At 52.6% G+C, this 15,683-nt stretch carries 13 protein-coding genes; 12 read left to right on the top strand and 1 reads right to left on the bottom strand.

The genetic code is table 11. From position 1 onward, the window contains the following. The first annotated feature begins 69 nt into the window (after window positions 1–69). The 7 genes from V2S86_RS15000 to V2S86_RS14970 all read left to right on the top strand — a co-directional run bounded on the left by V2S86_RS15000 (window position 70) and on the right by V2S86_RS14970 (window position 8,317). Window positions 70–333 (top strand): PAAR domain-containing protein, encoded by a 264-nt coding sequence (locus V2S86_RS15000; RefSeq protein WP_330763044.1) that lies wholly within the window; start codon window positions 70–72, stop codon window positions 331–333. A gap of 4 nt (window positions 334–337) precedes the next feature. Continuing rightward, window positions 338–1,177, top strand: coding sequence for a TagK domain-containing protein (locus V2S86_RS14995; RefSeq protein WP_330763043.1), 840 nt, complete (start codon window positions 338–340; stop codon window positions 1,175–1,177). Window positions 1,178–1,194: 17 nt separating this feature from the next. Beyond that, complete coding sequence (locus V2S86_RS14990; protein ID WP_330763042.1) at window positions 1,195–1,992, top strand: type VI secretion system accessory protein TagJ; 798 nt, start codon at window positions 1,195–1,197, stop codon at window positions 1,990–1,992. Further along, window positions 1,979–2,482 (top strand): type VI secretion system baseplate subunit TssE, encoded by a 504-nt coding sequence (locus V2S86_RS14985; RefSeq protein ID WP_330763041.1) that lies wholly within the window; start codon window positions 1,979–1,981, stop codon window positions 2,480–2,482. The genes V2S86_RS14990 and V2S86_RS14985 overlap by 14 nt, the downstream gene beginning before the upstream one ends. Window positions 2,483–3,360: 878 nt before the next feature. Further along, window positions 3,361–3,966: a helix-turn-helix transcriptional regulator gene (locus V2S86_RS14980; RefSeq protein ID WP_330763040.1), complete on the top strand. Its 606-nt coding sequence runs from the start codon at window positions 3,361–3,363 to the stop codon at window positions 3,964–3,966. A 27-nt stretch (window positions 3,967–3,993) separates the two neighbouring features. Further along, on the top strand, window positions 3,994–6,921 hold the full coding sequence (locus tag V2S86_RS14975) for an autotransporter outer membrane beta-barrel domain-containing protein (RefSeq protein ID WP_330763039.1): 2,928 nt from the start codon (window positions 3,994–3,996) through the stop codon (window positions 6,919–6,921). Window positions 6,922–7,534: 613 nt separating this feature from the next. Next, the gene (locus V2S86_RS14970; RefSeq protein ID WP_330763038.1) at window positions 7,535–8,317 is read left to right on the top strand and encodes a hypothetical protein; all 783 of its coding nucleotides are present in this window, start codon (window positions 7,535–7,537) and stop codon (window positions 8,315–8,317) included. Window positions 8,318–9,019: 702 nt separating this feature from the next. On the opposite strand, the gene pepD is transcribed toward V2S86_RS14970, so the two are convergent. Beyond that, window positions 9,020–10,480 carry a beta-Ala-His dipeptidase gene (gene pepD / locus V2S86_RS14965; protein ID WP_330763037.1) on the bottom strand — a complete coding sequence of 487 codons (1,461 nt, stop codon included), beginning with the start codon at window positions 10,478–10,480 and terminating at the stop codon, window positions 9,020–9,022. Between the two features lie 324 nt (window positions 10,481–10,804). On the opposite strand from pepD, the gene gpt reads away from it, so the two are divergent. The 5 genes from gpt (at window position 10,805) to proA (ending at window position 15,595) form a co-directional block, all read left to right on the top strand. Continuing rightward, entirely contained in the window at window positions 10,805–11,263 is a 459-nt protein-coding gene (gene gpt, locus V2S86_RS14960) for a xanthine phosphoribosyltransferase (protein WP_004949082.1), read from the top strand. 141 nt (window positions 11,264–11,404) lie between these two features. Further along, on the top strand, window positions 11,405–12,652 hold the full coding sequence (gene frsA, locus V2S86_RS14955) for an esterase FrsA (protein WP_330763036.1): 1,248 nt from the start codon (window positions 11,405–11,407) through the stop codon (window positions 12,650–12,652). Between the two features lie 60 nt (window positions 12,653–12,712). Then, window positions 12,713–13,114 (top strand): sigma factor-binding protein Crl, encoded by a 402-nt coding sequence (gene crl / locus V2S86_RS14950; protein ID WP_330763035.1) that lies wholly within the window; start codon window positions 12,713–12,715, stop codon window positions 13,112–13,114. 114 nt (window positions 13,115–13,228) lie between these two features. Further along, a complete protein-coding gene (gene proB, locus V2S86_RS14945; protein WP_330763034.1) occupies window positions 13,229–14,332 on the top strand; it encodes a glutamate 5-kinase in 1,104 nt (367 codons plus the stop codon). A 9-nt stretch (window positions 14,333–14,341) separates the two neighbouring features. Then, window positions 14,342–15,595: a glutamate-5-semialdehyde dehydrogenase gene (proA, locus tag V2S86_RS14940; protein WP_330763033.1), complete on the top strand. Its 1,254-nt coding sequence runs from the start codon at window positions 14,342–14,344 to the stop codon at window positions 15,593–15,595. Window positions 15,596–15,683: the final 88 nt, after the last annotated feature.

The following is a 15,683-nucleotide window of genomic DNA, read 5'->3' as shown; positions in this document are numbered from 1 at the left end:
CGGTTTATTTAACCCGACAACGGCGTATATCCGTTGTCGTTCTTAGTGTTTCATCAAGGAGAGTTAATTATGCAAAACGCAGGACGAGTCGGCGATGCGACTGCCCACGGCGGCGCATTATGCACGGGTTCCGGGGATGTCTACATTAATGGTCTTCCCGCTGCAATGGCCGGTGCAAGCATTGCACCTTGCGCTCTGGGTCACGGTGCTGCGCCTGTTGCGACAGGTTCTGGCTCGGTTTTCATTAACAATCTTCCCGCAGCACGGCTTGGCGATGTGACGGGGTGTGGGGCTGTCGTGGTAACAGGCTCCGGCGATGTTTACATAGGTTGATTCAGTGAACATTCAATTCGAGTGGCCGCCATCGCGCCACCCTGTTGCGTTGCCGGGAAACCTGACGGTAAATAATGCCGCGGTTTTAGATGTCGCCAGTGGGGGCTTCGGTCCCCACGTCTCTGGCAACGAGCAGGATGCCGTCGCTTTTTACTGGGATATGACCCGGCCTGTGATGCTGAATTTATGCGCTAACCACGTTTGTCGGCTGGACGACCTTGAACTTCAGTATGGAAGCGTTCACCCGCTAAGAGAGAAAAGTAAAATACAGGTTGGTCATTTTAAGTTGGTCATGACCACTGGCTCTGACGAAGTGGATGAAGCGGGATTCTATGAGCTTATTTATCCGAATGGCGCATGGCTGGCGGCAAACAAGATCCCTGACGTTGAGGAAATTCTCCCCAACGGGGGAAATTATATTAATGATCTGCGTTATTTCAACGACGTGGTGCTGGCTCAGGACAAAGGAAATGATGTTCTGAAGACATTGGAGGTGGAATATAAACGTTTCCTTATCTGGAGGGAGTTGGATGGCGGGCATTACGATGGGGTAAGCGGTCATTCTGAGAATATAATCAAAACGGATCACCGTTTTGACAGTATCAGGGAGAAAATTAAAGAAAAAACCTTAACCGAATGTATTGTCGCAAAGGATTTTCTGATGGAAAAAGTATGGCCTGAACTTGAGGTGGGGGATCATTCGAATGATATCTTCAATGAAGAGGATAAAGTGGAACTACTCAAAGCCCTTTCCCCTGAACATATCGTCGCCAAAGGAAAATATAAAGTCCCTGAACTGGTATTTCAGGACTTTTACAAAGTTGGTTTGGATTCTCATTACTAATCTAAGGACAAATTACTATGCAGGATTTAACTTTTCTCACCCAGGCATTAAAAACCTCCTCGCTGGATGACATTTTTGCACAGGTACTGGCTCAGGTAAAAGAGCGTCCACAGGATCTGAAAGCGAGGGAAGTATTGTTTAAATTATATGGCATTCAAGGACAGTGGGATAAGGCATTGTTGCAGCTTCAGACGCTGGCGCTGCTGGATGAAGGCGCACAAAAGCGGATCGAGCTGTATAAGAACTTGGTGTTCAGTGAAATGCAGCGCATGCAGGTCCTAACCGGAGAGCGTCAGGCGGCCACTTTGCAAGGGGATACTCCGCAATGGATGGAGAAATTACAGCAAGCAAATGCGGAACACTATGCGGGGAAAGCGGAAGAGGCGCGGATATCTCGCCAGGACGCATTTGAACTTGCGCCGGAAAGCGCCGGGAAAAGCGATACATTGGGAGAATTTTCCTGGATCGCGGACAGCGACAGTCGCCTTGGGCCGGTTTGCGAGTTTATTTGTGCCGGGGGATATCGCTGGTTGCCTTTTGCTTCCCTACAGCAGTTGAGCGTCACAAAACCTGGAGATTTGCTCGATCTCCTGTGGGTACCTTCAACCATTAAAGTCGCGGGGGACGTTTATTATGGGTTTATTCCGGCGCGTTATCCCGTTAATCAAGGTGATTCACAAGATTGTAAGCTGGGGTTAAAAACGGAATGGGCGACGTTGTCCGATATTCTCTTCGCCGGCAGTGGGCGCAAGGTTCTGACCACTAACCTCAGTGAACAATCAATTATGGAAGTGGGCGACATTGCATTCGGATAATTTTTTTGAAAAGAACCGGCAATATCTTCCGACCTTATTGGAACGTTTACAGGACGATGACCCTAAAATTCCTAATGACCGTGAAAAGCCTATTGATATAAAAAGGATTCGCAGTTTGGTTCAGAAGGATATTGTCGATCTTATCAATCATACCAATATCGAAGATACCCTGGATAAAGTTCGACATAAAAACATAATAGAGTCGGTACTTAATTACGGTGTTCCTGCGCTGATTGGTACTCAGGAAAATCACTCAAACTGGAATGTTATAGAAAAAATTATTCGTAACACAATCTTACGTTTTGAACCGCGGATCATCCCGGAAACGCTACTCGTCCGCTCATTGCAGGAAAAGGATACTGTACCTCGACATGCTGTCATTCTATTTGAAATTAGGGGTTTGATTTACTGGAAACCCAATCCGGTTGATTTATGCATGAGTGGCCGTTATGACTTTGAGTCGGAAAAAGTAGACTTAAAGCTGCTATAGGCCCTTAAAAATCGACATTCTTCCTTTTGATTTTTTCTTCAAATTGGGATATTTGGCTGGGCTTTTTTCCTAGCCGTTTTTCCTAAAATAAGCATAATCTAAAACTCATCCGCTTAAACTCCAGAAAAATCCCAGTGATTATTTTCTTATTAACCATGTGAATCATTGATATTGGTTTTTTATTCTGAATTTTATTCTGTGACGGTTGATTATTCTATTGTTAGTGCATTTTTAGATATATTTGATCGTTTTGGGTGTTGGCTATAGAATGAGGCAAATCACAAGAGGGGAAGGATGGTCATAAATATGCTGATCCCATTATTATAGTGAGTGAAAATATTGGATTTTTTGATACGAAGATACATTTATCCTCTCAAATAAGGGAGACATGCTTACAAAGAGTTATGATAATAAGGAAATCTAAGTAGAAATGTGTTGATCTCCCGTATCAATGAGGATATGCCTTTAAGGCGCGGTAGACAGCATGGGGAATTGGCTTATCTTACCCTCACTCCAGCGTGAGCGAATCAGACAGCGCCATCACATCTGAGCAAGGCCGTATTCAGGTGCGGGAACAGAATACCAGGCAACTGAAAAGCGGCAATGAATTGTTGAAAAATCGTCTGCTTTATTCGTTCTGGAAATGAACAACGTCAGAAAATAATGGTAATGCGGAGAAGACAGGGCGCACCAATGAAACAAAGCTGCCGCTGTATCGGGCTTACCCTGAGTGTGTTTTATGCCCGAAAAGTGTTATCGGAACGTATCCGGCCTTATGTTGCGGTCTGCCATACCCGCGTGTAACCGGATGCCACAGGGAGGCGGATGTAGCTGATCGTTACATATCGAATGGAGAACATAACACATGGGTGTGAAGCATGTTAAATATATTATTAATGGATTCTAATTTTTACCAAATGTCGGGATTGAGTCTTTTAATCTTAAAACATCTCCCAGATGATTGTTTAGATGAGGTCTTTTTCTTATTGCCATCGCAGGAAAAAAATAAGGATATCGCTAACATTATCTTCCATGACGATCTGGTAACGATCAATATTTTCAACGAAATGCGTGTTAGCCACAATGAGATTGGGCGTAAAAGGGCAGAGAAAATAACCGTTCACATACCTTTCTTGCCAAAAAGTAAAACCCTAAATGATATTTCCATGAGAATATGCAAGATACTGGAGATAGCCCATGCTGATTATAACGAATTTAGCAATAAAGAAGAGGTCTACTGGAAGTTTGGGCTGAAAAAATACGCTCAACTTTCTGACACTGAAAATGATGTCATGATATTTATAGGGCAGGGGTACAATAGTGCTGAAATATCAAGAATACTTAATCGTTCGCGCAAAACGATACGTACCCATTATAGAAACGCCTTTCGAAAAATGGGAGCGGAAAATCAAGCTGAATTTTATAGATATGCTTCGTTTATTGCGAAGTGTGGATGTGGCGAACGAAATACCTTGTGCTTATAAATACTAAATTGGAAAAAGGAGTTGACGATGAATTGTAATGTCAATAACAAATGGAATATTGGCTTGTTATTATTCAACCCGCTGTATATTTTACCCGTATTCATTGCCCCCTGTTCTTATGTGTGGGCGGCCAACAACGACACTATTATTGCTGATGGTACAGTACGCTCCCTGGATGATCTGACACTTGAAAACGCGACTAATGGTACCTTCATTATTCAGGCGAAAAATGGCGCTAATTTTACCGGCACCCGGCTACAGTTGAATAGCTCAGGGATTCGCGGCGGTGGGGCCTGGATCGATGACAGTAAATTTATTGGCCGAGATTTACAAATTAACGTTAGCGGGAGTTCCGGCACCGGGGTTTATCTGGCGAACAACGCTGAAGCTATGTTGAGCAATATGAATATTCAGGCTCAAAATAATGCGCTGGGGCTGGCTTTGGATGGTGGTTGGTCCACGTCCCAGGGCATGGCAATAGCTCAGGTTACCGACAGTATTATTGCAGCCGCTGGAAGAGATGCCATCAGGGTGATGGCGGGGAGGCTGGCGCTGGATAATGTAGCCGCCAGTACTACGGGTAATCATAGTTATGCGTTGAATGCCAATATGGCCGCAGTTGTTAATGTTGAGGGAGGGTACTTCACCACTCAAGGTGCATACAGCGATGCGGTGTGGATTGCCTCAGAAGACTCTTCGGTAATGATGAATAACGCAAATATCACTACTGAGGGTGAGCGTGCTATCGCAGTAAATGCGCAAATAGGAACTGCCGAGCTCACAAACAGCACCCTCCAAACGCAGGGGGACAATGCTTACGGCATATATACCGAAAACCGGGTACGGGGTGATGGCCTGTCTATTACTACCTCGGGAGCAAGAAGCGCGGGCTTTTTCACGGCACGTGGCGGTGTGGGAACATTGGCTGACAGCATCATTGTTACGCATGGCGAGCTTGCACCGGGTTTATTGGCCTACCCTGGATCGCAAATAACCGCAGGCAACGTGCAGCTCGAAACCACCGGCAAGGATGGATTTGGGCTGTGGAGCCGCGCGGGATCGCTGAACATCAGCGACAGCCTCATTACCACTTCAGGTGAGGGGGCATATGGGCTGTATGTCAATGGCTACTCCTCAACTTCTCCGCTCAGCAATAAAGTCTCGCTCGATAAGGTGACGCTCAAAAGCGAGCTGGCGCAGGCAATAGCTGTCGATACGACCGATTTGGCGCTGGAGGTGAAAGATTCCGTTCTTAGCGGCGGAAAGGGTCAGCTTATGATCGTCAGCAACGATGAAGATGCTCTTAATCCGGCCAATAACATTTACAGTAACGTCATTTTCAATGCGACAAACAGTAGGTTAAATGGCGATATTGTGGTGGCGGATCTGGGAAATACCGCAGTCATTAATCTTGCCTCAGGTTCCGTACTGAATGGTGCGGTAAATAACGCCACCTCATTGACTTTGGATAGTAGCAGTCACTGGAATATGGCAAGCAATTCTATCGTTGGGCAACTCAGCAATAACGGCACTATTGCCTTTTCCGCGCCGAACCCATTCGACACCCTGACGGTGACGGGAAATTACACCGGCAACGGTGGGATGCTGGTAATGAACAGCGTGCTGGGAAGCGACGATTCATCGACGAATAAACTTATTGTCGGCGGAGATGTTCAGCAGGGAACCACTAACGTTTCCATCAATAATCTTGGCGGTCATGGCGCACAGACTGTTGAGGGAATAAAAATCGTTGATGTCGGCGGTACCTCTTGGGGGCGTTTTGTCAAAATGGATCGTATCGTTGCCGGCGCTTACGATTACGATCTCGTCAAAAAAGGGGAAAGCTGGTATCTGAGCAGCAACTCGGTCAGTCCTGAGCCAACGCCAGACCCAGACCCTGAGCCAACGCCAGATCCACAACCAACCCCAGATCCGCAACCAACGCCAGATCCGCAACCGGAAACAGTTTCAGTCATTCGCCCGGAAGGAGGAAGCTACACGGCTAACCTGGCGGCGGCCAACAACCTGTTTATGATGACTTTGCACGATCGCCTGGGGGAAACCCGGTATATCGATGCGCTGACTGGGCAACAGGAGGTGACCAGCCTGTGGCTGCGTCAGATCGGCGGGCATAATGCCTGGCGTGATGGCAGTGGGCAACTGAAAACCCAAAGTAATCGGTATGTGGCTCAGATTGGCGGCGATGTTGCGCGCTGGAGCACGGATGGGCTGAATCGCGGTCACGTCGGTTTTATGGCGGGTTATGGCAACAACCACAGCACTTCCCGGAATCAGGTAAGCAGTTATAGCTCGAAAGGCTCGGTGGAGGGTTACAGCATAGGGAGTTATGCCACCTGGTATGCCAATAATGAAAATCGTATCGGTGCCTATTTGGATAGCTGGCTGCAGTACAGTTGGTTCAATAACGAGGTGAGCGGCGATAAGTTGACGACTGAAAGATATAAGTCTCACGGGATTACCGCTTCGCTGGAAGGAGGTTACACATGGAAACTTGGGCAATTCCTGGGGAGTCAGGGCACGCTTAATCAGTGGTTCGTTCAGCCGCAGGCCCAGGTAGTATGGATGGGCGTAAGGGCGGATGGCCATCGGGAAGCCAATGGAACTCAGGTTAGCGGCGAGGGGGATGGGAACATCATGACTCGGCTCGGCATTAAAACTTACCTTAAAGGTCATCATGCACGTGATAACGGCAAGGAGCGCCACTTCCAGCCTTATTTCGAACTGAACTGGTTGCACAATACGCGCGATTTTGCGACCAAAATGGATGACAGTACCGTTAGCCAAAACGGGGCAAGCAATCTCGCTGAAGCTAAAGTTGGGCTTGAAGGGCAAATTAACCCGCGCCTTAATCTTTGGGGTAACGTTGGCGTGCAGATGGGCGATGCAGGCTATAACGATAGCGCCGCGATGCTTGGGATGAAGTACAACTTTTAAACGAACTTTTATCAGGCAGGCTGCACCCTGCCTGATATTTATAGCACCCTATGGCATGACAAAATGGCAAATTTCCTGCGTGCTCACTGGTCAATTCGATATGGTAAGAAAACAAGGTAAAGCTTAAATTATCTGGGGGGTGAGATAATGGATTTTGGAATTATATTCAGAATTTTCTGGTGTTATTATTTTTAATCATAATGTCGTTTTACAATGTAAGTCATGTGTGATGGCGCATTAATTTATAGATGGTGCAATATTTAAGAATTAAGCTCGGAATGTATTCTTAAAATTCAAGATTGATTTAATAATATCAGCCGTACATGTTTTTTTTATTTTAGAATCGCTATTGAAAATAATGGGCGACAACGGCAGGCGTTGTTAATGGCGTTGCTCATATTTATTTCCCAAAAGCGGTTAAAAAATGCTGCCCATGCACGGCCAACGAACAAGAGTGCGGCATGGCTGATTGGTGCGGGAGATAGGGGCGTGTGTGTTATTTGGGGTAGCAGAGAGTAGGCAGGATACCGTCGGTTTTCCTTCTTGTCGTGTGTAGGGGGGCGAACGTCATTGTCTCAGGGGGCGCCGGTCATTGTAATGGACAGGAGGTTGCATGAATACGTTTTATCCACAGACGGGCAAGGGAGCCGGTCTGCCGACGGATGCGGCGGAGCACCTTGATACGCCGGCGGGTGCGCATCTCACAGAAATGCGCTGGCAGGTGACCCTTGTCGATGGCTGTTGTTACGGGCGAATAGGGTTGAAGGCAGCACTACAGCAGTATTTTTCAAGCTCAGGCAACTGGAACGTCATGGCCGTCGATTCGTTGTCGAGACTGCTGTCGAGCATTTCCCCATACATGATGACAAGCCCTCGCGAAAGGGGGGAATCTGCACAGGATCTTCTGGTCGTGCGCTTACCGATAGTGCCTCAGGCCGCGTTGGTTTTGTTGCTGCAATTGGGGGAGGTTTCCGTGGCGAGTTACCCTCGCATCCTGGTGTTATCGCATATTGAACCGGAGGTTGTTCGCCGCATTCTGCGCAGTGTGGGGCCGAGCAGCGCTGTACGCGTCGTGGATGCCCGGCTGGCGCCATCGAAATTATGTCGGCTCATTATGTCTTCGACGGAAGAATGGTTTAACGAGATATCGCCTTATAAGCCCGCACGGGTATTTACCCGAGGCGAGCGACGGGCGTTGGCGCAAACGTTGCGTGAAATATCCGTTCACACGCAGGCGCACGCTCACCGCGTCAGTACGAAAACGATTTATACCCATAGGTCCGGCGCTCTATTTAAGCTAGAGGCCAAGAACGTGTTGGCGTTGTTACGGTGGTTTGCGCCGATGCCCCGCTCTTTTATTACCGAGACGGTGAGGAGGGACGATGAAAAACCATAGCGCCTTTTTCAGCGCCCAGGGAGAGAGACGTAAAGTGCAACTCCCTGAATCAGACATACCCTGACGAAACCGGCGCCACGCCGTATTTTTTCCGACCATTTTCTTCAAGAGCGCACAGATGAAGGCACGGATAGCGTGGGTCTGCTGCTTAAGTGCAGGCGTATTTGGCGCCCTCGTGTTTTGGCCCGCAAGAGAAGTGGGTAAATGGTTGTCGGTTTCGGGGCATGGTTTGTTTAATTTGTTGGCGTAAAGATTAGCCTATTGCCGGATTTACGGAGCATTCGGTGTAAGCCAATTATGCAAGATGACATATCTCAGGAGGAGAAGAATGATATGGGTTCGTGTGAGTAGATGCTGGAGTACATTGAATGCCCGATGGTTGCACCAGGATTGGTGGCTCAGTCGCAAGAGCATCTGGATCGGCACCCTGTTGTTTTGCGCGATGTTTTGGGGGGCGGCTCTGGGGCTGGCTATGTGGATGCTGTCATCCTAGGGTAGAGTGTGCTGGCCAAAGCGACTCGCGGCGGAGGCCTGCGTGCGATCGATGGGGGGAGGACAATGAACCGCTTCACTATCGAATTGCCCAGTCATGTTCCATAAAAAATCCGGAAATAAAGATATTTCCGGATTTTTATACAGTACAAAAGCCGGTCGTGGGTTTCTTAGCCTATCGCCATGGGCGATCTTACCGGTCTTTTAGCGTTACGCTCGTTCAGGAATCGCTTTCAACAGCGCGGTCAGCAGCTTCCAGTACAGGCCGACGCTTTCGATATGTACCTGCTCATCCGGCGAGTGTGGCCCGGTGATGGTTGGCCCGATCGACACCATATCCATGTTCGGGTACGGCTTTTTGAACAGGCCGCATTCCAGGCCGGCGTGGATCACCATGATGTTCGGCGTTTTGTTGAACAGATCCTGATAAATCTCGCGCACCAGATGCATGACCGGAGAGTCCGCGTCCGGCTGCCAGCCTGGGTAGCCGCCCTTCGGCGCCACTTTGGCGTTGGCCAGTTGGCCCAGCGCCGTCAGCATCTCGACCACGTAATCTTTGCCGCTGTCGATCAGCGAGCGGATCAGGCAGATGATTTCCGCTTCGTTCTCGCTGGTGGTGACCACGCCAACGTTCAATGAGGTTTCCACCACGCCTTTTACCGCGTCGCTCATGCGGATCACGCCGTTTGGCGTGCCGTTCAGCAGGGCCAGGAAACGCTGTTGGCTGTCGGCGGTCAACGCCTGAGAGGTGCTGGTCACCGGTTCCAGCAGCACGGTGATGTTCTTCTCTTTGGCGGACAGCTCGTTTTGCAGCGTCGCCAGGAACGCTTGGCTCAGCGCTTTCAACGCGTCGGCTTTTGCCGCAGGTACGGCAACCACCGCAGAGGCTTCACGCGGGATAGCGTTGCGCAGGGTGCCGCCGTTCAGATCCAGCACGCGCAGGTTCAGCTCTGCGGCATGAGCGAACAGGAAGCGCGTCAGCAGCTTGTTGGCATTGCCCAGGCCCACGTGGATCTCGGCGCCGGAGTGGCCGCCTTTCAGGCCCTTGAGGGTCAGCTTCAGCGTCTGATAGCCGGCCGGTACCGCTTCGCGCTGCAACGGCAGGGTAGTGATGAAATCAATACCGCCGGCGCAACCCATGTAGATCTCGCCTTCTTCTTCGGAGTCGGTGTTGATCAGGATATCCGCCTGCAGCCAGTTAGGCTGTAGCCCGAATGCGCCATCCATGCCGGCTTCTTCGGTCATGGTCAGCAGCACTTCCAGCGGGCCGTGTTCGACGCTGTCGTCAGCCAGCACCGCCAGCGCGGAAGCCATGCCGATGCCGTTGTCGGCGCCCAGCGTGGTGCCGCGCGCCTTGATCCACTCGCCGTCGATGTACGGCTGAATCGGATCCTTGGCGAAGTCGTGCACGGTGTCGTTATTTTTCTGCGGCACCATATCCAGGTGCGCTTGCAGGGCAACCGGTTTACGGTTTTCCATGCCTTTGGTGGCCGGCTTGCGCAGCAGGATATTGCCCACCTGATCGCGTTCGGCATGCAGATTCTTCTCTTTGGCCCATGCGAGGATGTGCTGTGCCAGCGCTTCTTCATGATAAGAAGGATGCGGAATAGAGCAGATTTTGGCAAAAATATCCCACAGCGGCTGTGGTGAAAGTTGAGACAATTCAGACACTATAGGTCTCCTGTGACAGCATTCTCAGCATGGCGTGAATGCCGCTCGGTTAGGGTTGGTTGGCATCGGTGCGTTTTTGGCACGATCTCCAGAGAATATCACTTTATTCAGGGGCGCGCGCGTACCCTATTGCACTGTTTAAGGGAGGGAATGCACATATTTGACGTGTGATTGTTGGTTTATGCAGGATCAATCACCAGACGAAATACTTATGATTTCCACAGTACAACTGGTATTCGGCTCAACCAGTCTCTATAATCTCGCGCAACCTTTTTTCCCCTGATCACGAGTAAGCCACACCATTGCTGGCTGGGATACCATTTTATGAGCGAAAAATACGTTGTTACCTGGGACATGCTGCAAATGCAAGCGCGCAAACTGGCTCACCGCCTGCTGCCTGCTGACCAATGGACGGGCATTATTGCCGTAAGCCGCGGCGGCCTGGTGCCGGCGGCCTTACTGGCGCGCGAATTGGGCATCCGCCACGTGGATACCGTCTGCATTTCCAGCTATGACCATGACAACCAACGCGAAATGAAGGTACTCAAGCGCGCCGAGGGCGACGGTGAAGGCTTTATCGTGGTCGACGATCTGGTGGATACCGGCGGCACCGCGAAAGCGATCCGCGACATGTACCCGAAAGCGCATTTCGTCACTATTTTCGCCAAACCAGCAGGCCGCCCGCTGGTGGACGACTATGTGGTCGATATCCCGCAGGATACCTGGATCGAGCAGCCGTGGGACATGGCGGTGACCTTCGTGCCACCGATCGGCGGCCGTTAATCCCCGCTCACGCCAGTAAAACGCCCGGTTATGCCGGGCGTTTTCGTTATTTTGGTTTATCGTCCCAGAGTTAGGTACACTACCTCCAGTTAAGTAGGCTGTTTGCGGCCTACGGCCAGATTTACGGAGGCTGTTGTTACCATGGCACAAGCCAACCTTTCTGAAATCCTGTTCAAACCCTCATTTAAACACCCCGAGACCTCGACGTTGGTGCTGCGTGCGCGCAACAAAACCGGCGCCGATCTGCACTCCACGCTGGAAGGCAACACCGTCAGCAACTGGTACCGGATGCTCAACCCGCTTCTGTGGGCCTGGCGCGGCGTTGATCCGATCGAAATCAACGAAGTGCTGGCGCGCATCGCGGTCGCCGATGTGGAACATACCAACGAAAAGCTGCTCGATACCGTGATCGGTTACCGCAACGGCAACTGGATCTACGAGTGGGTGCATCAGGGGATGCTCTGGCAGCAACGGGCATTGGAACAGCAAGATCCGCTGATCGGCGGCCAATACTGGCTCAACGCCGTCAACTTTTACAGCATCGCCGGCTACCCGCACCTGAAAGGCGACGAACTGGCCGAACAGGCCGAGACGCTGGCCACGCGTGCCTACGAAGAGGCCGCGCGGCTGCTGCCGTATCAGCTCAAAGTGCTGGAGTTCCGCATTGAGGGGGGAAGCAGCATTAACGGCTTCCTGCACCTGCCGGAGAAGGGGGAGGCGCCATTCCCGATGGTGCTGATGTGCGGCAGCCTGGACACTTTGCAAACCGATTATCATCGCCTGTTCCGCGAATATCTGGAACCGCACGGCATCGCGATGCTGACCATCGATATGCCTTCCATCGGTTCTTCTTATAAGTGGAAGTTGACGCAGGATTCCAGTTTCCTGCATCAGCAAGTGCTGACCCAACTGCCTTCGGTGCCCTGGATCGACCATCAGCGCGTTACCGCATTTGGCTTCCGCTTCGGTGCCAATGTGGCGGTGCGCCTGGCTTATCTGGCGCCGCAGAGGCTGCGTGGCGTAGCCTGCCTGGGGCCGGTGGTCCACAGCCTGTTATGCGACGCGGGCCGCCAGCGAGACGTGCCGGACATGTATATGGACGTGCTCGCCAGCCGGATGGGGATGGCCAACGCCTCGGATAATGTACTGAGGGTGGAACTGAACAGCTATTCGCTGAAAACTCAGGGGTTGCTGGGCCGCCGCTGCCCGACGCCGATGCTGGCGGGCTACTGGGATCAGGATCCGCTCAGCCCGAAAGAGGAGGCGCACCTGATCGCATCCTCCTCAATGGACGGCAAGTTGATTGCTATTCCACGTGCGCCGGTGTATAGCAGTTTCCACAAGGCCTTGCTGCAAATGGCCCACTGGATGAAAGATAAAATGCGTTAATTTGTTGCTAAATTTTAACAATTTGTTAAAAAGAGTGGTCTACATTGAGGAGGTTAAAGAATGACGTTACCGAGTGGTCACCCTAAAAGCCGACTAATGAAACGTTTCGCCAGCTTGGGGCCGTACCTGCGTGAAGGGCAGTGCGAGAACGACCGTTTTTTCTTTGATTGTTTAGCCGTTTGCGTCAATGTCAAACCGGCCCCAGAGAAGCGTGAGTTTTGGGGATGGTGGATCGAGCTGCACGCTGAAGAGGCGCGTTTCACCTATGCCTATCAGTTCGGTCTGTTTGATAAGGACGGGAACTGGAAGCCGGAAAATATTAAAGATACTGAAGTAAAAACCAAGCTGGAAACCACCCTGCGTGATTTCCATCGCCGCTTGGGCGAGTTGCTGGCGACGATGGAGCTGGCGCTTGAACCGGCCGATGATTTCAAAGAAAAACCGATCAAACTCTCCGCCTGACCCCGTTTGACCACAGTATTGTGCTGATTTCGCGTTGTGCCTGTTGGCATAACGCGTCTCTCCTGTTACAAAGTCCTTTGCATTATCCTTCTCATCTTACACGGCAGAAACACTATGAACGGCAGCCAGACATTGGTTGTGAAATTGGGCACCAGCGTGTTGACCGGCGGATCGCTGCGTCTTAACCGTGCCCATATTGTCGAACTGGTACGCCAGTGCGCACAACAGCATGCAGCGGGTCACCGCATCGTTATCGTCACTTCCGGCGCGATTGCCGCCGGGCGCGAACATTTGGGCTACCCCGAACTCCCCGCCACCATCGCCTCCAAGCAGCTGCTTGCGGCGGTCGGCCAGAGCCGGTTGATCCAATTGTGGGAACAGCTGTTTTCCATTTACGGCATCCACGTCGGGCAGATGCTGCTGACGCGCGCCGATCTGGAAGATCGCGAACGCTTCCTCAACGCGCGTGACACCATGACTGCGCTGCTGGACAACCGTATCGTGCCGGTAATCAATGAGAATGACGCGGTCGCGACCGCAGAGATCAAGGTGGGCGACAACGACAACCTGTCGGCGTTGGCGGCGATCCTGGCCGGGGCCGACAAACTGCTGCTGCTGACCGATCAACAGGGCTTGTATACCGCCGACCCGCGCAACAATCCGCAGGCGGAGCTGATCCGTGAAGTGCATGGCATTGACGACGCGCTGCGCGCCATCGCCGGCGACAGCGTTTCCGGGCTGGGCACCGGCGGCATGGGCACCAAATTGCAGGCGGCCGACGTAGCCTGCCGCGCCGGTATCGACGTGATCATCGCCGCAGGCAGCAAGCCGGGCGTGGTGGGCGACGTGATTGAAGGCAAACCGGTGGGCACCCGTTTCCACGCGCTGGAAACCCCGCTGGAAAACCGCAAACGCTGGATCTTCGGCGCACCGCCGGCCGGTGAAATCACCGTGGACGACGGCGCGGTCGACGCCATTATGGCGCGCGGCAGCTCGTTGCTGCCGAAGGGCGTGCGCGAAGTGAAGGGCGATTTCTCCCGTGGCGAAGTGATCCGCATCCGCAATCTGGCGGGGCGCGACTTGGCGCACGGCGTCAGCCGCTATAACAGCGATGCGATGCGCATGATTGCCGGCCACCACTCGCAGGAAATCAACGAAATTCTCGGTTACGAATACGGCCCGGTGGCAGTGCACCGCGACGACATGATTGTGAGCTAAGGAGTGAGCATGCTGGAGCAAATGGGGAAGGCCGCCAAACAGGCCTCCTGGCAACTGGCGGTGCTGAGCACGGCGAAGAAAAACCAGGTGTTGTCGGTGATTGCCGACATGCTGGAAGCCAACAGCGAAGTGATTTTGCAGGCCAACGAGCAGGACATGGCGCAGGCGCGCGCTACCGGGATGACCGAAGCGTTGCTCGATCGCCTGTTGTTGACCCCGGCGCGGCTGGCGGCCATCGCCAACGATGTGCGCCAGGTGTGCCGTCTGAACGATCCGGTCGGCCACGTCTTGGACGGCAGCCTGCTGGACAGCGGGCTGAAGCTGGAACGCCGCCGCGTCCCGCTCGGTGTGATCGGCGTGATTTATGAAGCGCGGCCGAACGTCACCATCGACGTCGCCAGCCTGTGCCTGAAAACCGGCAACGCGGTGATCCTGCGCGGTGGTAAAGAAACCCACCACACCAACCTGGCGACGGTGAAGGTGATCCAGCAGGCGCTGGAACAATGCGGCTTGCCGGCCGCAGCGGTACAGGCGATTGCCAGCCCCGATCGCGCGCTGGTGAATGAGCTGCTGCGTCTGGATCGCTACGTAGATATGCTGATCCCACGCGGCGGTGCCGGTTTGCACAAACTGTGCCGCGAACAGTCGACGATTCCGGTGATCACCGGCGGCATCGGCGTTTGCCATACCTACGTTGACGACAGCGTTGATTTCGACAAGGCGCTGACGGTCATCGAGAGTGCCAAAATCCAGCGCCCAAGCGCCTGTAACTCGCTCGAGACGCTGCTGGTGAACCGCAACATCGCCGAACAGTTCCTGCCGGCGCTGAGCGCCAAGATGGCGGCGGCGGGCGTGACGCTGCACGCGGCCGAGAACGCCATGCCGCTGCTGAAAAACGGCCCGGCGACGGTGGTGGACGTGGCCGAAGGGGATTACGACGACGAATGGCTTTCGCTGGATCTGAACGTGGCGCTGGTGGACGACATCGATCAAGCCATCGACCATATCCGCACCCACGGCACCAACCACTCCGATGCGATCCTCACCCGTTCGCTGAGCAGCGCCGAGCACTTCGTGCGCGCGGTGGATTCCTCGGCGGTGTACGTTAACGCCAGCACCCGTTTCACCGACGGCGGCCAGTTCGGCCTGGGCGCAGAAGTGGCGGTCAGCACCCAGAAGCTGCATGCACGCGGCCCGATGGGGCTGGACGCACTGACTACCTACAAGTGGATCGGCTACGGCGACGATTTGGTTCGCAGCTGAGTCAGATTTCGCGTTTTAAATTTAAGGGCGCAGTTCATTGAACTGCGCCCTTTTTGCATACGGGGTCGGACCGCGTCAGCCCAACATG

It is taken from the genome of Serratia sp. C2(1) (assembly GCF_036352655.1).
Taxonomy (GTDB): Bacteria; Pseudomonadota; Gammaproteobacteria; order Enterobacterales; family Enterobacteriaceae; genus Serratia; species Serratia inhibens.
The sequence above is the reverse complement of the archived record's forward strand: the minus strand, read 5'-3'. Positions and strand labels throughout refer to the sequence as shown.